Here is a 20,479-nt window from a genome sequence, read left to right on the forward strand (position 1 = left end):
GGCATCAGATTTTGCTTGACCGTCGGACGTACAAAAGTTAAGTTCTAAGGTTCGCAACATAAGTGACTGTCTCTTTTGAGGCGGGCCCAAGAAGTCCGCCTGTCAACTGGACGCGCCGCTTGAACCCGAGCCACAAGCCCGGCAGAGAGCACCCGATCAATTTTTTGCCGAAAATTCGAAAGGTGAATGATGAATATGCCCAGCGCGGAATTCTCCACGTCGGATACCACTCCCTCTCATGATGCCGCCTCGATCGGCGCCACCGTGCTCATGCGCGCGCTGGCCGACGAAGGCGTCGAAGTGCTCTGGGGCTACCCCGGCGGCGCGGTGCTCTACATTTACGACGAGCTTTACAAGCAGGACAAGGTTCAGCACGTCCTCGTGCGCCACGAGCAGGCTGCCGTGCACGCGGCCGACGGCTACGCGCGCGCGACGGGCAAGGTCGGCGTGTGCCTCGTGACCTCCGGTCCCGGCGTCACCAACGCGGTGACGGGCATCGCCACGGCCTACATGGATTCGATCCCGCTCGTCATCATCAGCGGCCAGGTGCCCACGGCCGCGATCGGCCAGGACGCCTTCCAGGAGTGCGACACGGTCGGCATCACGCGGCCCTGCGTGAAGCATAACTTCCTCGTGAAGGACGTGCGCGATCTCGCCGCCACGGTCAAGAAGGCGTTCTATATCGCGCGCACGGGCCGCCCGGGCCCGGTGCTCATCGATATCCCGAAGGACATCTCGAAGACGCCGTGCGACTACGAGCCGGTCAAGAGCGTTTCGCTGCGCTCGTACAACCCGGTCACGAAGGGCCATTCGGGCCAGATCCGCAAGGCTGTCTCGCTGCTCCTTTCCGCGAAGCGCCCCTACATCTACACGGGTGGCGGCATCGTGTTGGCCGACGCCTCGCGCGAACTGAACCAGCTCGCCGATCTGCTCGGCTACCCGGTCACGAGCACGCTGATGGGGCTGGGCGGCTACCGTGCGAGCGACAGGAAGTTCCTCGGCATGCTCGGCATGCATGGCACGTACGAAGCCAACATGGCGATGCAGAACTGCGACGTACTGATCGCGATCGGCGCGCGCTTCGACGATCGCGTGATCGGCAGTCCGCAGCATTTCTCGTCGCGCCCGCGCAAGATCGTTCATATCGACATCGATCCGTCGTCGATCAGCAAGCGCGTGAAGGTCGACATTCCGATCGTCGGCGACGTGAAAGAAGTGCTCAAGGAGATCATCGAGCAGTTGCAGCACGCCGAGCACGGCCCCGACACCCAGGCACTCGCCGAGTGGTGGAAGGAGATCGAGGGCTGGCGCGCGAAGCATTGCCTCAAGTACGACCGCGAGAGCACCGTCATCAAGCCGCAATACGTCGTCGAAAAGCTCTGGGAGCTCACGGACGGCAATGCGTTCGTGTGCTCCGACGTCGGCCAGCATCAGATGTGGGCGGCGCAGTTCTACCGCTTCGACAAGCCGCGCCGCTGGATCAACTCGGGCGGCCTCGGCACGATGGGCTTCGGCCTGCCGGCCGCGATGGGCGTGAAAATGGCGCATCCTGATTCGGAAGTCGTCTGCATTACGGGCGAAGGCTCGATCCAGATGTGCATCCAGGAGCTGTCCACCTGCAAGCAGTACGACACGCCCGTCAAGATCATCTCGCTGAACAACCGCTATCTCGGCATGGTCCGCCAGTGGCAGCAGATCGAATACAGCAAGCGCTATTCGCATTCCTACATGGATGCGCTGCCCGACTTCGTGAAGCTTGCCGAGGCCTACGGCCACGTCGGCATGCGCATCGAGAAAACCGCGGATGTCGAGCCCGCATTGAAAGAGGCGCTGCGGCTGAAGGACCGCACCGTTTTCCTCGATTTCCAGACCGATCCGACCGAAAACGTCTGGCCCATGGTCCAAGCCGGCAAAGGCATCACCGAGATGCTGCTCGGCGCCGAGGATCTCTGACGCAAAGCGGCGCCGTTCGCCGCGCCCGCGCCGGCCGCCTTCACGAAAGGCGGATGCGGGCGGGCGGCGGGGGCGGATGCCGCGTGGATCGACATCTGGATAAACGGGAATACGACAATGCGACATATCATCTCCGTTCTGCTGGAAAACGAACCGGGTGCGCTTTCGCGCGTGGTCGGTCTTTTTTCGGCGCGCGGCTACAACATTGAGACCTTGACGGTGGCGCCGACCGAGGACCGCTCGCTCTCGCGGATGACCATCGTTTCCATTGGCTCGGACGACGTGATCGAACAGATCACGAAGCACTTGAACCGCCTGATCGAGGTGGTGAAGGTGGTCGACTTGACCGAAGGCGCCCACATCGAGCGCGAGCTGATGCTGATCAAGGTCCGAGCGGTGGGCAAGGAGCGCGAAGAGATGAAGCGGATGGCGGACATTTTCCGCGGCCGCATCATCGACGTGACCGAGAAGACCTATACGATCGAGTTGACGGGGGCGAGCGACAAGCTCGACGCCTTCATCGAGGCGCTCGATGCGACGGTGATTCTCGAGACGGTCCGCACGGGCAGCTCGGGCATCGGCCGCGGCGAGCGCATTTTGAAAGTCTGATGCCGGTTTGATCGGCGCGGCACCCCTGGGTGGGTGCGGCGTCAAGAAGCAATTCACTGAATCGATTACGAGAAGGAACCAACATGAAAGTTTTCTACGATAAGGACGCCGACCTCTCCCTCATCAAAGGCAAGGACGTCACGATCATCGGCTACGGCTCGCAAGGCCATGCTCACGCGTTGAACCTGAAGGACAGCGGCGTGCGCGTGACGGTCGGTCTGCGTCGCGGCGGCGCGTCGTGGAAGAAGGCCGAAGGCGCCGGCCTCGCGGTGAAGGAAGTGGCCGAGGCCGTGAAGGGTGCCGACGTCGTCATGATGCTGCTGCCCGACGAGCAGATCGCCGAGGTCTACAAGAGCGAAGTGCACGCCAACATCAAGGAGGGCGCTGCGCTCGCCTTTGCACACGGCTTCAACGTGCACTACGGCCAGGTCATTCCCCGCGCCGACCTCGACGTGATCATGATCGCGCCGAAGGCGCCGGGCCACACCGTGCGCGGCACGTACTCGCAAGGCGGCGGTGTTCCGCACCTCATCGCCGTGGCGCAGGACAAGTCGGGCGCGGCGCGCGACATCGCGCTGTCGTATGCGGCGGCCAACGGCGGCGGCCGTGCCGGCATCATCGAGACGAACTTCCGCGAAGAAACCGAAACGGACCTTTTCGGCGAGCAGGCCGTGCTGTGCGGCGGCACCGTCGAGCTGATCAAGGCCGGTTTCGAAACGCTCGTCGAAGCGGGTTACGCGCCGGAGATGGCCTACTTCGAATGCCTGCACGAGCTCAAGCTCATCGTCGACCTGATCTACGAGGGCGGCATCGCCAACATGAACTACTCGATCTCGAACAACGCCGAGTACGGCGAGTACGTGACGGGTCCGCGTGTCGTCACGGAAGAGACGAAGAAGGTCATGAAGGACGTCCTCAAGGACATCCAGACGGGCGAGTACGCGAAGAGCTTCATCCTCGAAAACCGCGCCGGCGCGCCGACGCTGCAGTCGCGCCGCCGCCTGATGGCCGAGCACCAGATCGAGCAGGTGGGCGAGAAGCTGCGCGCGATGATGCCGTGGATCGCAAAGAACAAGCTCGTCGATCAGTCGAAGAACTAAAAATCGAAGCGATACCGGGGGCGGTGCGCTTGTACGTGAGTGCCCGGCCCCTATCGTTCGGTCTATCCCCTTTCCTCTCACGTTTCGGCGATGCGCCGCGGCGTGAGGTGCGGAAAGCGGACTTGGCCGCCTGAAGCCGTCCCGCGCGCCGAGCGTCGGACGGCTTTTGCTATCCTACGGTTTTACAAAAAGACTGAAACGATCCATGAATTACCCTCATCCGATCATTGCGCGCGAAGGCTGGCCGTTTATCGCGATCGCTGCCGTGCTCGCGCTCGTGGTCCACGCTTTCGCAGGGTTCGGCCTCGCCTGGCTTTTCTGGCTGCTGCTGATCTTCGTCGTGCAGTTCTTCCGCGATCCGCCGCGCCCCATCCCTACCGAGGCGAACGCCGTGCTTTGTCCTGCCGACGGGCGCATCGTCGCCGTGGAGACGACGCACGATCCGTACGCAAACCGTGAGGCGCTGAAAATCAGCGTGTTCATGAACGTGTTCAATGTCCATTCGCAGCGCTCGCCGGTCGATGGCGCGGTGACGAAGGTCGAGTACTTCCCCGGCGCGTACCTGAACGCCGCCGTGGACAAGGCCTCGCTCGAGAACGAGCGCAATGCCGTGGTGATCCAGACCGGCAGCGGCCACACGGTCACGGCCGTGCAGATCGCGGGCCTCATCGCGCGGCGCATCCTTTGCTACGTCCGGGTGGGAGAGCCGCTCACGCGCGGCCAGCGTTACGGGTTCATCCGCTTCGGCTCGCGCGTCGACGTCTACCTGCCGCTCGGAAGCCGGGCCCGGGTCTCGATCGGCGAGAAGGTGCAGGCCTCGTCGACGATTCTCGCCGAGCTCTGAGCCCGGCGCGAGGAGGTTTCGATGGCCGCATTCAAACCGCGTCGCCCGCGCACCGGCTCCTCGCCGTTGCCGCGAACGTTTCGCCGCAACAAGGCGCTCGGGGCCGAGGCCGCGAGCGCCTTGTCGCCGGCGCCCGCCGAGACGCGCCGTGCCGCGCGCCAGCAATTTCTGCGCAAGCGCGGCATCTACCTGCTGCCGAACGCGTTCACCACGGCCGCGCTCTTTTGTGGATTCTTCGCCGTGGTCCAGGCGATGAACGTCCGTTTCGAGATCGCCGCGATCGCGATTTTCGTCGCGATGGTGCTCGACGGCATGGACGGGCGCGTCGCCCGGATGACGCATACTCAGAGCGCGTTCGGCGAGCAATTCGACAGTTTGTCCGACATGGTGTCGTTCGGCGTAGCGCCGGCGCTCGTCATGTACGAATGGATACTGAAGGACCTCGGCCGCTGGGGCTGGCTGGCCGCGTTCGTCTACTGTTCCGGTGCCGCATTGCGCCTCGCGCGGTTCAACACGAACATCGGCGTGGTCGACAAGCGTTTTTTCCAAGGATTGCCGAGTCCGGCCGCCGCCGCGCTGATCGCAGGCTTCGTCTGGCTCGCGACCGACAACCGCGTGCCGCTCAAGCTCGTCTGGTTGCCCTGGGTCGCGTTCGCGCTGACCGTCTATGCCGGCGTGACGATGGTCTCGAACGCGCCGTTTTATAGCGGCAAGGCGCTCGACGTGCGTCACCGCGTGCCGTTTGCGGCGATTCTGCTTGTCGTGGTGGCGTTCGTGCTCGTCTCGTCCGATCCGCCGTTGATGCTGTTCGGCCTTTTCGTGCTCTACGGCATGTCCGGCTACCTGTTTTGGGCTTATCTCGCACTGCGCCGGCGGGAAAACCCGGCACGGTCGGCCCAGCACGAGCATTGATCCATGGCCCGGCCGGCCGCAGCGCGGGCCGGGCTGATTGCACGATTTCGCGAATGCCGCTATAGTCGGCGACATGCTGAATTTCGCATTTCCCCCCCTATTCCTGCCCGCCTGTGCGCCGCTAAGCGGCCTAGCACTAGCGTCGGCGCGCCTTGCGCGCTGATCGTCCTCGCCTCCGTCTGCCTCGTTCGCTCTTCGGCGTCGCCAGCGGTGGCGACAACGCCCGAATTCCCTTTTCAGACCGTGAACCGTCCCCTGGAGACCTGAGATGGCAGACAAGTTGATAATTTTCGACACGACGTTGCGCGACGGCGAGCAGTCGCCCGGCGCGTCGATGACGAAAGAGGAAAAGATCCGCATCGCAAGGCAACTCGAGCGGATGCGCGTCGACGTCATCGAGGCGGGGTTCGCGGCCAGCTCGAACGGCGACTTCGATGCGATCAACGCCATCGCGTCGATCGTCAAGGACAGCACGGTCTGCTCGCTCGCTCGGGCAAACGATCGAGACATCCAGCGCGCGGCCGATGCGCTGGCCCCGGCCGAGCGCTTCCGCATTCACACCTTCATCGCCACTTCGCCGCTGCACATGGAGAAGAAGTTGCGCATGACGCCGGATCAGGTCTTCGAGCAGGCGCGCCTCGCCGTGCGCTTCGCGCGCAAGTTCACTGACGACGTCGAGTTCTCCCCCGAGGACGGCAGCCGCTCGGACATGGATTTCCTGTGCCGGGTACTCGAAGCGGTGATCGACGAGGGCGCACGGACGATCAACATCGCCGATACGGTGGGCTACGGTGTACCCGAGCTCTACGGCAGCCTCGTCAAGACGCTGCGCGAGCGCATTCCGAATTCGGACAAGGCGATCTTTTCGGTGCACTGCCATAACGACCTCGGCATGGCGGTGGCGAATTCGCTCGCGGGCGTGAAGATCGGCGGCGCGCGCCAGGTCGAATGCACCATCAACGGGCTCGGCGAGCGCGCGGGCAATACGGCCCTCGAGGAAATCGTGATGGCCGTGAAGACGCGCAAGGACTACTTCGGGCTCGAGGTTGGCCTCGATACGACGCAAATCGTGCCCGCATCGAAGCTCGTCTCGCAGATCACGGGCTTCGTGGTGCAGCCGAACAAGGCGGTGGTGGGCGCAAACGCGTTCGCGCACGCGTCGGGCATTCACCAGGACGGCGTTCTGAAAGCGCGCGATACCTACGAGATCATGCGTGCGGAAGACGTGGGCTGGTCGGCCAACAAGATCGTGCTCGGCAAGCTCTCGGGCCGCAACGCGTTCAAGCAGCGTCTGCAGGAACTCAACGTGACGCTCGAAAGCGAGAGCGAACTCAATACGGCCTTTGCGCGCTTCAAGGAACTGGCCGATCGCAAGTCCGAGATCTTCGACGAAGACATCATCGCGATCGTCAGCGAAGAGTCGGCGGCTGCAGCGGAGCGCGAGCGTTACAAGTTCGTGTCGCTCGCGCAGCACTCGGAGACGGGCGAGCGCCCGCATGCACGCGTCGTTTTCTCGGTGGACGGCAAGGAGACGGTTGGCGAGGCGCGCGGCAACGGCCCCGTGGATGCAACGCTCAATGCGATCGAGGGCGAAGTCGGCAGCGGCTCCGAGCTGCTGCTCTATTCGGTCAACGCGATCACGACCGGCACGCAGGCTCAGGGCGAGGTGACCGTGCGGCTTTCGAAGAACGGGCGCATCGTGAATGGCGTCGGCACGGATCCCGATATCGTCGCCGCTTCGGCGAAGGCTTACATTTCCGCGCTCAACAAGCTCTATACCAACGTCGAGAAGGTCAATCCCCAGGCCATCTGATCCAGGTCCGGCCGCCCGTTGCGGCGCCGCGGCCGCATGCGAATATCTGCCCTCGCGCCGGCTTTGCCGGGCGAGGGCTTTTTCATGGCCTTCCGCGCCCGCGGCGAGCCGCTCAGGTACGCCCGCGCTGAGAACCCGAATCAGAACCCGAAGTGGCGGCGGTCGGGGTCGTGCAGTGGATCGGGCGTTTTCTGCGTGAGGCGCAGGATGCCCTGATCGTCGAAATAGAAGTTGTAGAGCATGTACCAGACGCCGTCCTCGAGGTAACGGTAGCTCCATACCTCGCGCTTCATGAGGGGGAAGTACGACGTCTCGACGGGACGGCCGAAGTTCACGAGGACATCGCGCTTCGTCCACTGGCCGATCTGCGCCTTGTAGAACTCGTTCGGTTGCAGCACCTGCCGCAGCTTGAGAACCTTGCCCGAAGCGTCGACGTCAGCCGCGACGGTCACTTCGCCGAACGGCTGAGTGGGCCACATGAGCCGCTTGCCGCCGTCGGGCAGATCGTAGACCTCGCGTGGCGGGCCGAAGCGCGCGACAACGGCGGACGCGTCCTCGCCGGGCTGGAATCGCTCCCACGGTTGAACGCAGCCGGCAAGCAGCAGGGCTGTGCAGGCGAACAGGGCAGAAAGGCGCTTTCCGATCGACATGGTTATTCTCCGTTGCGCGTGCGTGCGTGCGTGCGCGGCGGCTGCTCCATACGGCCGCCCGCGGCGTGTAGCGGGGTTTTATCACGGCTTCGGGTTTGTTGGACAGCAGCCAGGCAAAACGGTGCGGCCGATGGCCGCTGCTCGCTTGCGGTGCGGGCTTGCCGAGCCGCAGCCGCCCAGCCTATGATCCGCGCTTCGATCGAATAGGAGGAAAAGCCGATGGGCAGATGGATTAGCCGCGTCGCCGCGGTCGCCGTCCTGGGCGCGTGGGCCATCGCGGCCGCCGCTGCGGGCGGGGAGGGCGGCGCCGGAACGGGAGCGGCGGAGCCGGTGAGGCTGGCGCTCGTCGAGGGCATGTCGGGGCCGTTCGCCGATGCGGGCGCGGCCGTCGAGCGCAATCTGCGTTTCGGCGTCGAGCGCGTGAATGCGCGCGGCGGCGTCACGCTCGCCGACGGGCGGCATCCGCTCGAACTCGTCGTGATGGACAGCCGCGGCGGCGTGGAGGAGGCGCTCGTGCAGCAGCGGGCCGCGGCTGACCGCCGCATCCCGTTCATCCTGCAGGGCAATGGCTCGGCGGTCGCGGCCGCGCTCGTCGCGGCCATCGACAAGCACAACGCCCGCGAGCCCGGCAATCGCGAGCTTTTTCTCAATTATTCGGCCGACGACCCGGCGCTCACAGGTGCCGGCTGCAGCTTCTGGCATTTCCGCTTCGACGCCCACGCGGGCATGCGCATGAACGCGCTGGCCGACGTGATCGCTGGCGAGCGGGCCGTGAAGAAGGTCTATCTGCTGAATCAGGATTACAGCTTCGGGCACGACGTGAGTGCGCTTGCCCGTGAGTCGCTGGCCGCGCGCCGGCCTGACATTGCCGTGGTGGGCGACGAATTTCATCCGATCGGTCGCGTGAAGGATTTCACCCCTTATCTCGCGAAAATCCGCGCGAGCGGGGCCGACGCCGTCGTGACCGGCAACTGGGGCAACGATCTGACTCTGCTCGTGAAAGCGGCGCGCGAGCAGGGTTACGTCGGGAAGTTCTACACGTTCTACGGCAACAGCCTCGGGGCGCCGGCCGCGCTCGGCGACGCTGGCGTCAAGCGCGTGGTGGCGGTGGCCGACTGGCATCCGAACGCCGGTGCGTCGGCGCTTTTCGCCGATCGGGCCTCGGGCGCGAAACCGGCGCTCTCGGATGCCTACTACGCGGCGTTCCGCGCGCGTTTTCCGGCTGCCCGCGACGATTACCCCGTGCTGCGCATGGAAATCATGATCGAGATGCTGGCCGACGCGATTTCACGCGCACGCACGACCGACGCCGCGGCGGTGGCCAGGGCGCTCGAGGGTATGAAGTACGACAACGGGTTTCAGCGCGCGACGATGGAGGCGGCCGATCACCAATTGATCCAGCCCCTTTATGTGATGGAGATGGACAAGGCGGGGACCACGGGCGTGCGGTTCGACAACGAGGGGTCGGGGTATGGCTTCCGAACCGTGCTTGCACTATCGCCGGAGAAAACCCGCCTGCCGAGCGTGTGCCGAATGAAACGGCCGTGATCGAGGCAGCCCGCATGGGACGCGCGCGAGCGACCTCCCGGCGCCCGGATGCCCGAGCTGGCGCCCGGGCATGGCAGCCGGGGCCGGGCCGACAGGCGGCTGCCTTTGCCGGTGGCGGACGTGATACAATGCGCGCTTCGTCGTAACCCACGGCACGGCCTTTCTTCCGTGACCGCCTGTTTGCTTTAAAGGAAATCAAATGTCTGTTGCTGATATCAAGAAGTCCGAAATCGTCGAGAAGTTTGCTCGCGCCGCGAACGATACGGGTTCGCCCGAAGTGCAGGTCGCGCTGCTGACCTCGCGCATCAACGAACTGACCCTCCACTTCAAGTCGCACACGAAGGATCACCACAGCCGCCGCGGCCTGCTGCGCATGGTGAGCCGCCGTCGCAAGCTGCTCGACTATTTGAAGGGCAAGGATGCCGACCGCTACCGCTCGCTGATCGAGAAGCTGGGTCTGCGCAAGTAATTGGTCATCGTCGTTTCATGCAAGATGCCTGTGTCAGTCTGCTGATGCAGGCATTTTGTTTTTCGCGTCGGCACTAGTGGCCCCTTGGGCGGCTACCGGTGCACCGCGTGGAGCTGTGGCTGGAGTGAGCTTTGGTTGCCCGCCGGCGAGGCGCTCGAGCGCCCGCGCCGGCCCACGCTAAGCCCATGCCGGCTCAATGCAGGGTTGCCGGCCGCAGCGAGCGCTTCAGGGCTTGCTGCGGTTGCATGCAAAGCTGAACGGCACGCGCCATGCGGCGTGCCGGGCAAGGCGGCATTGCGCGAAGGGTGCGCGTGCCGGCTTCGCCGAAACGGGCCGCCCGGGCGGGTAGAGCTTTGTGTCATTCCAGTACGACGCACGCGTTTTTCGCGAGCATGGCGCTGGAATGGCATAACACTCCTCATCCTGCCGGCGCCGGCCATCGGCGCCGCCCGCCTCGGTTCGACGGGAGGCCAGGCGGCGATACGCACAATGAGATAGCAAGAAAGCAAGGAGTGACCATGTCAATGTTCAATAAAGTCGTCAAAGAGTTTAAGTGGGGGCAGCATACCGTTCGCCTCGAGACGGGCGAGATCGCCCGCCAGGCGACAGGCGCCGTCATCGTCGACGTGGAAGACACCGTCGTGCTCGCCACCGTGGTCGGTGCGAAGACGGCCAAGCCCGGTCAGGATTTTTTCCCGTTGACCGTCGATTACATCGAAAAGACCTACTCGGCCGGCAAGATCCCGGGCGGCTTCTTCCGCCGCGAGGGCCGCCCGTCCGAACTCGAGACGCTGACCTCGCGCCTCATCGACCGCCCGCTGCGTCCGCTTTTCCCCGAAGGCTTCTACAACGAAGTGCAGGTCGTCATCCACGTGCTGTCGGTCAACCCCGAGATTCCGGCCGACGTGCCGGCGATGATCGGCGCGTCGGCGGCGCTTGCCGTCTCCGGCCTGCCGTTCCACGGCCCGGTGGGTGCCGCGCGCGTTGCCTACGTCAATAACGAGTACGTGCTGAACCCCACGCGCTCGCAGATGAAGGATTCGCGTCTCGAACTCATCGTTGCGGGCACCGAGCGTGCCGTGCTGATGGTCGAGTCGGAAGCCGACCAACTGCCGGAAGACGTGATGCTTGGCGCCGTCGTGTTCGGCCATGAGCAGATGCAAACGGCGATCGACGCGATCCACGAACTCGTGCGCGATGGCGGCAAGCCCGAATGGGACTGGCAGCCCGCCGCGAAGAACGAGGCGCTGATCGCGCGCGTGACGGATCTTGCGTACGGTGACCTGACGGCTGCCTACCAGATCCGCAACAAGCAGGAGCGCTCGACGAAGCTCAAGGAGATCTACGCCGCGACGGGCGCAAAGCTCGACGAGGAAGCGCTTGCCGCCGGTACGGTGCCCGCAGACAAGGCGACGATCGGCAATATCCTGTTCGATCTCGAAGCGAAGATCGTCCGCAGCCAGATCCTGAACGGCGAGGCTCGCATCGACGGCCGCGACACGCGCACGGTGCGCCCGATCGAGATCCGTACCGGCGTGCTGCCGCGCACGCACGGCTCGGCGCTCTTCACGCGCGGCGAGACGCAGGCGCTCGTCGTGGCGACGCTCGGCACGAAGGGAGACGAGCAGATCATCGACGCGCTCGAAGGCGAGTACCGCGAGCGCTTCATGCTCCACTACAACATGCCGCCGTTCGCCACCGGCGAAACGGGGCGCGTCGGCTCGCCGAAGCGCCGCGAGATCGGCCATGGCCGCCTCGCCAAGCGTGCGCTGGCCGCCTGCCTGCCGAGCGCTGACGAATTCGGCTACTCGATTCGCGTCGTGTCGGAAATCACCGAGTCGAACGGCTCGTCGTCGATGGCGTCGGTTTGCGGCGGCTGTCTCGCGCTGATGGACGCCGGCGTGCCGATGAAGGCGCACGTGGCCGGTATCGCGATGGGTCTCATTCTCGAAGGCAACAAGTTCGCAGTGCTGACCGACATCCTCGGCGACGAGGACCACCTCGGCGACATGGACTTCAAGGTGGCCGGTACGGCGGACGGCGTGACGGCCCTGCAGATGGACATCAAGATCCAGGGGATCACGAAGGAAATCATGCAGGTCGCGCTCGCGCAGGCGAAGGAAGGCCGCATGCACATCCTCGGCAAGATGACGGAAGCGGTTGCCGGCGCAAACACCGAACTCTCCGAGTTCGCGCCGCGAATGATCACGATCAAGATCAACCCCGAGAAGATCCGCGACGTGATCGGCAAGGGCGGGTCGGTCATCCGCGCGTTGACCGAAGAAACGGGCACGACGATCGATATCTCCGACGACGGCGTGGTGACGATCGCGAGCACGAGCAGCGAAGGCATGGCCGAGGCAAAGCGCCGCATCGAGGCGATCACGGCCGAGATCGAGGTGGGCCAGATCTACGAAGGCTCCGTGCTCAAGCTGCTCGAGTTCGGTGCGATCGTGAACATCCTGCCGGGCAAGGATGGTCTGCTGCATATTTCCGAGATCGCGAACGAGCGCATCAAGGACATCAAGGACTATCTGACCGAAGGCCAGCACGTCCGGGTGAAGGTCATCTCGACCGACGAGAAGGGCCGTGTGCGCCTGTCGTCGAAGGCGCTGCTGAACGACGCGGCGTCCGGCGCGGGGCAGCCCGAGCAGGCGCCGCAGCAGTGATGCGGTGATCTGACGCAGAAACGGCCGGTTGCGTGTCGAGCGCACCGGCCGTTTTTTTATGAGAAAGTGGGCGGATGAGCGGCGTGCCGTCCGCGCAACCGCGATCGCAGCCAGAGAGGTGACGTAGATGAAAGCAATCGAAATTACCGAGTTCGGCGGGCCGGAAGTCCTTGCGCTGGCGGAGCGGCCGACGCCCGAGCCGGCGGCCGGCGAGGTGCTCGTGAAAGTCGCCGCGTCCGGCGTGAACCGGCCTGACGTGTTTCAGCGCAAGGGTTCGTACGCGCCGCCCCCCGGTGCGTCGGATCTGCCGGGGCTCGAGATCGCGGGCGAGATCGTTGGTGGTGCGCTGGACCCGAAGCACAACCCGTTCGGCTTGAAGATGGGCGATCGCGTTTGCGCCTTGCTGGCCGGCGGTGGCTATGCGCAATACGTCGCTGTTCCGCTCGCGCAGTGCCTGCCCGTGCCGGCCGGCCTGACCGACATCGAAGCGGCGTCACTGCCGGAGACGTTCTTCACCGTCTGGAGCAACGTTTTCGATCGGGCGCAACTGGGCGCGGGCGAAGGCGGCGCGAACGAAACGCTGCTCGTACAGGGCGGCTCGAGCGGCATCGGCGTGGCGGCGATCCAGATCGCGCACGCACTCGGATTCCGTGTTTTCGCGACGGCCGGGACGGCCGACAAATGCCAGGCGTGCGAATCGCTGGGCGCCGAGCGCGCGATCAACTACAAGTCGGAAGACTTCGTCGAGGTCGTAAAATCGCTCACGAACAATCGGGGTGTCGACGTCATCCTCGATATGGTCGGGGGCGGCTATGTTCCGCGTGAGCTCTCGGCACTCGCCGATGGTGGCCGCCTGGTGCTCATCGCATTGCTCGGCGGCGCGAAAGCCGAGGTGAATCTGGGCGAAATTCTGCGCCGCCGGCTGAGCATTACGGGCTCGACGCTGCGCCCGCGCCCGGTCGAGTTCAAGGCCAAGATCGCGGCGGCGCTTGCGGCCAAGGTATGGCCGCACGTCGAATCCGGGCAGATCAAGCCGATTATCTATCGGGTGCTCCCCGCCCATGAGGCCAAGCAAGCGCATGCGCTGATGGAGAGTGGCGAACACATCGGCAAAATCGTGCTCGACTGGTCGCAGACGGTTTGACCACACAAGCCGACGCGCAGTAAAATTGCGCGTTTTGCGTGCGCGTTGCCGGATTTTCAAGGCGTCGGAAAACCGTTGCGGCGCGCCTCGGCGATCTGGTTCGTAATCGGGTTGTGAGCAGGTTGTGAGCGCGTTGTGATCGGGTCGCACCCGGTTCGCAATCGAATTACAACCGAATTACAACCGGCTTTGCGATCGGTTTGCAGCTGGCCCCCGGCATCGCGCCGCAGGGCGGGAAAGCGGGAGGAAGGGCGAGACATGGCGGATCAACGAGCGAAATGGGTGGTCGGTAACTGGAAGATGCACGGGCGGCTCGCGCAAAACGAGTCGCTGCTGCGCGCCCTCGCAAGCGGCGCCGCCGGATTGGGCGAGCGCGTGCGCGTAGGGGTATGTGTGCCGACTCCCTATCTCGCTCAGGTTCAGTCGCTGCTTGCCGGCACGCCGCTCGCCTGGGGCGTGCAGGACATTTCGGTGCACGAGCAAGGGGCTTATACCGGCGAGGTCGCGGCCGAGATGGCGGTCGAGTTCGGGGCCACGCTCGCAATCGTGGGTCACTCGGAGCGGCGGGCTTATCATGGCGAGCGTTCGGAGCTCGTGGCGGCGAAGGCGCAGCGTGCACTGAACGCGGGACTCACGCCGATCGTGTGCGTCGGCGAAACGCTCGACGAACGCGAAGCCGGCACGACCGAGTCGGTCGTCGGTGCGCAGATCGACGCGGTGCTCGCGACGTTGTCGGCGGCCGACGTTGCGCGCATCGTCGTTGCGTACGAACCGGTCTGGGCGATCGGCACCGGCAAGAGTGCAACGGCCGAACAGGCGCAAGAGGTGCACGCGTTTTTGCGTGCCCGGCTGGCAGGCAGGGATTCCGCGTTGGCGGCGGTTCCGTTGCTCTATGGCGGCAGTGTAAAAGCGGATAATGCCGAGGCATTGTTCGCGCAGGCGGACATCGACGGCGGTCTCATCGGCGGCGCGTCGTTGAAAAGCCAGGATTTTCTCGCGATCTGTGAGGCGGGCAAAGCGACGGGCGCATAACGAGTGCGAAAGTCGTCGAATGCCGGATGCGCGCATCGGCGGTAGGGCATTGCGGATCTTGGAGCCCATTGCCCCATTGCCCGATCGCAGGCGGCAAGCCGCCGGATCGTCAAACCATAACTCGGGTGAGTGTAATGCTGTTTTTGAAAACGTTGATCATCGTCGTCCAGCTGCTGTCGGCGCTCGGCATCATCGGCCTCGTGCTGCTGCAGCATGGCAAGGGTGCGGACATGGGTGCGGCATTCGGTAGCGGCGCGTCGGGTAGTCTCTTCGGCGCGACCGGCTCGGCCAACTTCCTGTCGCGTACCACGGCGGTCCTCGCCGCTGTGTTTTTCGTCACTACGCTCGCGCTCACCTACCTCGGTTCGTACAAGTCGAAACCGTCTGCTGGTGTGCTGGGTGCATTGCCCGCGCAGATGGCCTCCGCGCCTGCGTCCGCCGTTGCGGCACCGGTGCCTGCATCTGCTTCGAGCGAGACGGTGCCGAAGTAAAAATTTTTGCGCGGCTGTACATTTGTGCGTTGAACAATTTTGATAGACAGGTTAGAATTTAAGTCTTGAAGCGATTCGCGGGTCGATCAATCAAGTTGTGCGAGTTGTGTCCCGGATTGCAGACAGTGCCGACGTGGTGAAATTGGTAGACACGCTATCTTGAGGGGGTAGTGGCGAAAGCTGTGCGAGTTCGAGTCTCGCCGTCGGCACCAAAGTTATCCAATGCCAGCCGCATGCTTCGCTTCGGCTGGCATTGTCACTTCTGGGGTTTGCTTGCGGGATCCTTGCGATGCCGGGGCATGATGAAGTGAATACATCGGCGGGGATGCGGCAGTTTGTCTCTCCGCGGCACTCAGAACCAACCGATAGAGGATAGTCTTGAACCTCGCAGCCTACTTCCCCGTATTGCTATTCCTTCTCGTGGGCCTGGGTTTAGGCGTTGCGCTCGTAACGGTCGGCAAGGTCCTCGGTCCCAACAAGCCTGATAACGACAAGAACTCGCCGTACGAGTGCGGCTTCGAGGCGTTCGAAGACGCGCGCATGAAGTTCGACGTGCGCTACTACCTCGTCGCCATCCTCTTCATCATTTTCGATCTCGAGACCGCGTTCCTGTTTCCGTGGGGTGTGGCCCTGCGCGACATCGGCTGGCCCGGCTTCATGGCGATGATGATTTTCCTGCTCGAACTCCTCTTGGGCTTTGCCTATATCTGGAGGAAGGGCGGGCTCGAGTGGGAGTGATGGCTTAATCGCCGGTTTCTCGCGGGAAGGCCGAGCTCGCCATCCCGTCTGGAGTGCAAAGCAATGAGTATCGAAGGGGTCTTGAAGGAAGGGTTTGTCACCACCACGGCTGACAAACTGATCAATTGGACGCGCACGGGTTCGCTCTGGCCGATGACGTTCGGCCTCGCCTGTTGCGCCGTCGAGATGATGCATGCGGGCGCCGCTCGCTACGATCTCGACCGGTTCGGCGTCGTGTTTCGGCCGAGTCCGCGTCAGTCCGACGTCATGATCGTCGCCGGCACGCTGTGCAACAAGATGGCGCCCGCGCTGCGCAAGGTCTACGACCAGATGGCCGAGCCGCGATGGGTGATCTCGATGGGTTCGTGCGCCAACGGCGGCGGCTATTACCACTACTCGTACTCCGTCGTGCGTGGCTGCGACCGCATCGTGCCGGTCGACGTCTACGTGCCCGGCTGCCCGCCGACCGCCGAGGCGCTGGTCTACGGTGTGATCCAGCTTCAAGCGAAGATCCGCCGGACCAACACCATCGCCCGTCAATAAGCTTTTCGCTTCCCCACAATATGGCAAGCAAACTCGAGACCCTCAAAGCGAACCTCGAGGCGGCCGTCGGCGGCCGTCTGTCGAGCATCACCGAATCGGTCGGGGAATTGACGATCGTCGTGAAGGCGAGCGATTACCTCGAAGTCGCCAAGCGTCTGCGCGATGACCGCTCGCTCGGTTTCGAGCAACTGATCGATCTGGCCGGCATCGATTATCAAACGTACGGCGACGGCGCCTACGACGGTCCGCGCTTCGCGGCCGTGCTGCATCTGCTGTCGGTGGCCAACAACTGGCGCTTGCGCGTACGCGTATTCGCACCCGATGACGATATGCCCGTCGTGCCGTCGGTCGTCGACATCTGGAGTTCGGCGAACTGGTACGAGCGCGAGGCGTTCGACCTTTACGGTCTCGTGTTCGAAGGCCACCCGGATCTGCGCCGCATCCTCACCGACTACGGCTTTATCGGTCACCCGTTCCGCAAGGATTTCCCGGTTTCGGGCTACGTCGAAATGCGTTACGACCCGGCGGAAAAGCGGGTTGTCTACCAGCCGGTGACGATCGAGCCGCGCGAGATCACACCGCGCGTGATCCGCGAGGATCGCTACGGCGGTCTCAAACACTAAGAGGGCGCCATGGCAGAGATCAAGAACTACACGCTCAACTTCGGTCCGCAGCACCCGGCGGCGCACGGTGTGCTGCGCCTCGTGCTCGAACTCGACGGCGAAGTGATCCAGCGCGCCGATCCGCACATCGGTCTGCTGCATCGGGCTACCGAGAAGCTGGCGGAAAACAAGACCTTCATTCAGTCCGTGCCTTATATGGATCGTCTCGACTACGTGTCGATGATGGTCAACGAGCACGGCTATGTACTCGCGATCGAAAAGCTGCTCGGCATCGACGTGCCGGTGCGTGCCAAATACATTCGCGTGCTCTTCGACGAAGTCACGCGCGTGCTGAACCACCTGATGTGGATCGGTGCACACGCGCTCGACGTCGGCGCCATGGCCGTGTTCCTCTACGCATTCCGTGAGCGCGAAGACCTCATGGACGTCTACGAGGCCGTGTCCGGTGCGCGCATGCATGCGGCGTATTACCGCCCGGGCGGCGTCTACCGCGACCTGCCCGATGCGATGCCGCAGTACAAGGCATCGAAGATCCGCAACGCGAAGGCCCTCGAGAAGATGAACGAGGCGCGCCAGGGCTCGCTGCTCGACTTCCTCGACGATTTCTTCACGCGCTTTCCGGGCTGCGTCGACGAATACGAGACGCTGCTCACCGACAACCGGATCTGGAAGCAGCGCCTGGTCGGCATTGGTGTCGTATCGCCCGAGCGCGCGCTGCAGCTCGGTATGACGGGTCCGATGCTGCGCGGCTCGGGCATCGAGTGGGATCTGCGCAAGAAGCAGCCCTACGAGGTCTACGATCAGCTCGATTTCGACATTCCCGTGGGCGTGAACGGCGATTGCTACGACCGTTATCTGGTGCGCGTGGAAGAGATGCGCCAGTCGACGCGCATCGCGAAGCAGTGTATCGAGTGGCTGCGCAGGAATCCGGGCCCGGTGATGATCGACAATCACAAGGTCGCACCGCCTTCGCGCGTGGGCATGAAGTCGAACATGGAAGAGCTGATCCATCACTTCAAGCTCTTCACGGAAGGGTTTCACGTGCCGGAAGGCGAAGCCTACGCGGCGGTCGAGCATCCGAAGGGCGAGTTCGGCATTTATCTGGTGTCGGACGGTGCGAACAAGCCGTATCGGCTCAAGATCCGCGCTCCCGGCTACGCGCATCTGGCGTCGCTCGACGAGATGGCGCGCGGCCACATGATCGCGGATGCCGTCACGATCATCGGCACGCAGGACATCGTGTTCGGCGAGATCGACCGTTGAAGAAGCAGCGGATGCCGCGCGTCGTCGGCGCGGCTCCGCGTGGTCGCAAGGAATGCCGGGTCTGCCGCCGCCAATACGGCGGCAGGTTTTTGTTCGGTAGGTATTGAAAGAGTCGTGTCAGAAAATGATCTCAGCTGAAGGCCTGAAAGAAATCGATCGTGCGATCGCGAAGTATCCCGCCGATCAGAAACAGTCGGCCGTGATGGCGGCGTTGGCCGTCGCCCAGGAAGAGCATGGCTGGCTCTCGCCCGAGCTCATGCAGTTCGTCGCGAACTATCTCGACATGCCGGCCGTGGCCGTGCAGGAGGTCGCGACGTTCTACACGATGTACGAGACGAAGCCCGTCGGCAAGTACAAGATCACCCTCTGCACGAACCTGCCGTGCCAACTCGGCCCTGACGGCGGCGCCGAGAGCGCGGCCGAATATTTGAAGCAAAAGCTCGGCATCGACTTCGGCGAGACCACGGCCGACGGCCGCTTCACGCTGAAGGAAGGCGAGTGCATGGGCTCGTGCGGCGATGCCCCGGTACTGCTCGTGAACAATCACCGCATGTGCAGCTTCATGAGCCGCGAGAAGATCGACCAGCTGCTCGAGGAACTTTCGAAATGACGTCTTTGCACGATCGCCACATCAAACCGCTGATTCTCGCGGGCCTCACGGGCGAGAACTGGCATCTCGAAGATTACGTCGCGCGCGGCGGCTACAAGCAGCTGCGCCGTATCCTCGAAGAGAAGATTCCCCCCGAGCAGGTGATCGCGGACGTCAAGGCGTCGGGTCTGCGCGGCCGCGGAGGGGCAGGCTTCCCGACCGGGCTGAAGTGGAGCTTCATGCCGCGTCAGTTCCCGGGTCAGAAGTACCTCGTTTGCAACTCGGACGAAGGCGAGCCGGGCACGTTCAAGGACCGCGACATCCTGCGCTGGAACCCGCACGCTCTCATCGAAGGGATGGCGATCGGCGCGTATGCGATGGGCATCTCGGTCGGCTACAACTACATTCACGGCGAGATCTTCGACGTCTACCGGCGCTTCGAGGAAGCGCTCGAGGAGGCGCGCCGAGCGGGCTACCTCGGCGAGAACATGCTCGGCTCGGGCTTCTCGTTCCAGCTTCACGCGCACCACGGCTACGGCGCCTACATCTGCGGCGAGGAAACGGCGCTGCTCGAGTCGCTCGAAGGCAAGAAGGGCCAGCCGCGCTTCAAGCCGCCTTTCCCGGCGAGCTTCGGCGTGTACGGCAAGCCCACCACGATCAACAACACCGAAACGTTCGCGGCCGTGCCGTTCATTCTCGAGATCGGGCCGCAGGCCTACCTCGAACTGGGCAAGCCGAACAACGGCGGCACGAAGATCTTTTCGGTGTCGGGCGACGTCGAGCGCCCGGGCAACTACGAAGTGCCGCTCGGCACCCCGTTCGCCACGCTCATGGAGCTGGCCGGCGGCGTGCGTGGCGGCAGGAAACTGAAGGCGGTCATTCCCGGCGGCTCGTCGGCACCCGTGGTGCCCGGTGACATCATGATGCAAACCGATCTCGACTACGATTCGATCGCGAAGGTCGGCTCGATGCTCGGTTCCGGCGCCGTGATCGTCATGGACGAAACGCGCTGCATGGTGCGCTCGTTGCTGCGTCTGTCGTACTTCTACTACGAGGAATCGTGCGGCCAGTGCACGCCGTGCCGCGAGGGCACGGGCTGGCTGTGGCGCGTGGTGAACCGCATCGAGCATGGCGAGGGACGTCAGGAAGACCTGGACCTCCTGAACTCGGTGGCCGAAAACATCATGGGCCGCACGATCTGCGCGCTCGGCGATGCGGCGGCGATGCCGGTGCGCGGCATGCTCAAGCACTACTGGGACGAATTCGCGTACCACGTGGAGCACAAGCACTGCATGGTCGGCCCGCACGCGGGTGCATCGGCGACGGAGGCCGTGCCCGCGTAAGATGCGCGGCACACGAAGTCGAGCGTTTCATCGTTTCGTCGAACGCTTGCCGGAGAGCTCGGCGAGCCGCGGGGCGGGCAAGGAAGCAGACAAGGCATTGAGGACCCCCAGGGCTGACGCAAGGCGTGAGGCCTCCTGGGGGGACG

19 protein-coding genes and 1 tRNA gene are annotated in these 20,479 nt (G+C 64.0%); 19 read left to right on the forward strand and 1 reads right to left on the reverse strand.

What is annotated here, in order from left to right:
- Nucleotides 1-189 precede the first annotated feature (189 nt).
- The 6 genes from U0034_RS15370 to U0034_RS15395 all read left to right on the forward strand — a co-directional run bounded on the left by U0034_RS15370 (nucleotide 190) and on the right by U0034_RS15395 (nucleotide 7,231).
- Nucleotides 190-1,953 carry an acetolactate synthase 3 catalytic subunit gene (locus tag U0034_RS15370; protein ID WP_085230169.1) on the forward strand — a complete coding sequence of 588 codons (1,764 nt, stop codon included), beginning with the start codon at nucleotides 190-192 and terminating at the stop codon, nucleotides 1,951-1,953.
- A gap of 117 nt (nucleotides 1,954-2,070) precedes the next feature.
- Nucleotides 2,071-2,562 carry an acetolactate synthase small subunit gene (ilvN, locus tag U0034_RS15375; protein WP_085230116.1) on the forward strand — a complete coding sequence of 164 codons (492 nt, stop codon included), beginning with the start codon at nucleotides 2,071-2,073 and terminating at the stop codon, nucleotides 2,560-2,562.
- A gap of 83 nt (nucleotides 2,563-2,645) precedes the next feature.
- The gene (ilvC, locus tag U0034_RS15380; protein WP_085230117.1) at nucleotides 2,646-3,662 is read left to right on the forward strand and encodes a ketol-acid reductoisomerase; all 1,017 of its coding nucleotides are present in this window, start codon (nucleotides 2,646-2,648) and stop codon (nucleotides 3,660-3,662) included.
- Nucleotides 3,663-3,867: 205 nt separating this feature from the next.
- Nucleotides 3,868-4,506, forward strand: coding sequence for a phosphatidylserine decarboxylase (locus U0034_RS15385; RefSeq protein WP_085230118.1), 639 nt, complete (start codon nucleotides 3,868-3,870; stop codon nucleotides 4,504-4,506).
- Between the two features lie 21 nt (nucleotides 4,507-4,527).
- A complete protein-coding gene (pssA, locus tag U0034_RS15390) occupies nucleotides 4,528-5,418 on the forward strand; it encodes a CDP-diacylglycerol--serine O-phosphatidyltransferase (RefSeq protein WP_085230119.1) in 891 nt (296 codons plus the stop codon).
- A gap of 268 nt (nucleotides 5,419-5,686) precedes the next feature.
- Complete coding sequence (locus tag U0034_RS15395) at nucleotides 5,687-7,231, forward strand: 2-isopropylmalate synthase (protein ID WP_085230120.1); 1,545 nt, start codon at nucleotides 5,687-5,689, stop codon at nucleotides 7,229-7,231.
- Nucleotides 7,232-7,371: 140 nt separating this feature from the next.
- Here U0034_RS15395 and U0034_RS15400 read toward each other — a convergent pair whose 3' ends face one another.
- Nucleotides 7,372-7,881, reverse strand: a complete 510-nt coding sequence (locus U0034_RS15400) for a hypothetical protein (protein ID WP_102623114.1) — start codon at nucleotides 7,879-7,881, stop codon at nucleotides 7,372-7,374.
- Nucleotides 7,882-8,100: 219 nt separating this feature from the next.
- Between U0034_RS15400 and U0034_RS15405 the strand changes: the two genes are divergently transcribed.
- The 13 genes from U0034_RS15405 (at nucleotide 8,101) to nuoF (ending at nucleotide 20,333) form a co-directional block, all read left to right on the forward strand.
- Nucleotides 8,101-9,429 carry a branched-chain amino acid ABC transporter substrate-binding protein gene (locus U0034_RS15405; protein ID WP_085230122.1) on the forward strand — a complete coding sequence of 443 codons (1,329 nt, stop codon included), beginning with the start codon at nucleotides 8,101-8,103 and terminating at the stop codon, nucleotides 9,427-9,429.
- A 199-nt stretch (nucleotides 9,430-9,628) separates the two neighbouring features.
- Nucleotides 9,629-9,898, forward strand: coding sequence for a 30S ribosomal protein S15 (gene rpsO / locus U0034_RS15410; protein WP_085230123.1), 270 nt, complete (start codon nucleotides 9,629-9,631; stop codon nucleotides 9,896-9,898).
- Nucleotides 9,899-10,416: 518 nt separating this feature from the next.
- Nucleotides 10,417-12,567, forward strand: a complete 2,151-nt coding sequence (gene pnp, locus U0034_RS15415; RefSeq protein WP_085230124.1) for a polyribonucleotide nucleotidyltransferase — start codon at nucleotides 10,417-10,419, stop codon at nucleotides 12,565-12,567.
- Nucleotides 12,568-12,694: 127 nt separating this feature from the next.
- On the forward strand, nucleotides 12,695-13,711 hold the full coding sequence (locus U0034_RS15420) for an NAD(P)H-quinone oxidoreductase (protein WP_085230125.1): 1,017 nt from the start codon (nucleotides 12,695-12,697) through the stop codon (nucleotides 13,709-13,711).
- Nucleotides 13,712-13,969: 258 nt separating this feature from the next.
- Nucleotides 13,970-14,743, forward strand: coding sequence for a triose-phosphate isomerase (gene tpiA, locus U0034_RS15425; RefSeq protein ID WP_085230126.1), 774 nt, complete (start codon nucleotides 13,970-13,972; stop codon nucleotides 14,741-14,743).
- A 134-nt stretch (nucleotides 14,744-14,877) separates the two neighbouring features.
- The gene (secG, locus tag U0034_RS15430; RefSeq protein ID WP_085230127.1) at nucleotides 14,878-15,234 is read left to right on the forward strand and encodes a preprotein translocase subunit SecG; all 357 of its coding nucleotides are present in this window, start codon (nucleotides 14,878-14,880) and stop codon (nucleotides 15,232-15,234) included.
- Between the two features lie 127 nt (nucleotides 15,235-15,361).
- Nucleotides 15,362-15,446: transfer RNA gene (locus U0034_RS15435), tRNA-Leu, on the forward strand.
- A 166-nt stretch (nucleotides 15,447-15,612) separates the two neighbouring features.
- Nucleotides 15,613-15,972: an NADH-quinone oxidoreductase subunit A gene (locus U0034_RS15440; protein ID WP_085230128.1), complete on the forward strand. Its 360-nt coding sequence runs from the start codon at nucleotides 15,613-15,615 to the stop codon at nucleotides 15,970-15,972.
- A 63-nt stretch (nucleotides 15,973-16,035) separates the two neighbouring features.
- Nucleotides 16,036-16,515 (forward strand): NuoB/complex I 20 kDa subunit family protein, encoded by a 480-nt coding sequence (locus tag U0034_RS15445; protein ID WP_006052903.1) that lies wholly within the window; start codon nucleotides 16,036-16,038, stop codon nucleotides 16,513-16,515.
- 20 nt (nucleotides 16,516-16,535) lie between these two features.
- Nucleotides 16,536-17,138: an NADH-quinone oxidoreductase subunit C gene (locus U0034_RS15450; RefSeq protein ID WP_085230129.1), complete on the forward strand. Its 603-nt coding sequence runs from the start codon at nucleotides 16,536-16,538 to the stop codon at nucleotides 17,136-17,138.
- Between the two features lie 9 nt (nucleotides 17,139-17,147).
- Nucleotides 17,148-18,401 (forward strand): NADH-quinone oxidoreductase subunit D, encoded by a 1,254-nt coding sequence (locus tag U0034_RS15455; RefSeq protein WP_085230130.1) that lies wholly within the window; start codon nucleotides 17,148-17,150, stop codon nucleotides 18,399-18,401.
- Between the two features lie 124 nt (nucleotides 18,402-18,525).
- Nucleotides 18,526-19,011: an NADH-quinone oxidoreductase subunit NuoE gene (gene nuoE / locus U0034_RS15460; RefSeq protein ID WP_085230131.1), complete on the forward strand. Its 486-nt coding sequence runs from the start codon at nucleotides 18,526-18,528 to the stop codon at nucleotides 19,009-19,011.
- Nucleotides 19,008-20,333, forward strand: a complete 1,326-nt coding sequence (nuoF, locus tag U0034_RS15465) for an NADH-quinone oxidoreductase subunit NuoF (RefSeq protein ID WP_085230132.1) — start codon at nucleotides 19,008-19,010, stop codon at nucleotides 20,331-20,333. Before nuoE ends, nuoF begins: the two co-directional genes overlap by 4 nt.
- Nucleotides 20,334-20,479 lie beyond the last annotated feature (146 nt).

The organism is Trinickia caryophylli (assembly GCF_034424545.1).
GTDB classification, from domain to species: Bacteria; Pseudomonadota; Gammaproteobacteria; order Burkholderiales; family Burkholderiaceae; genus Trinickia; species Trinickia caryophylli.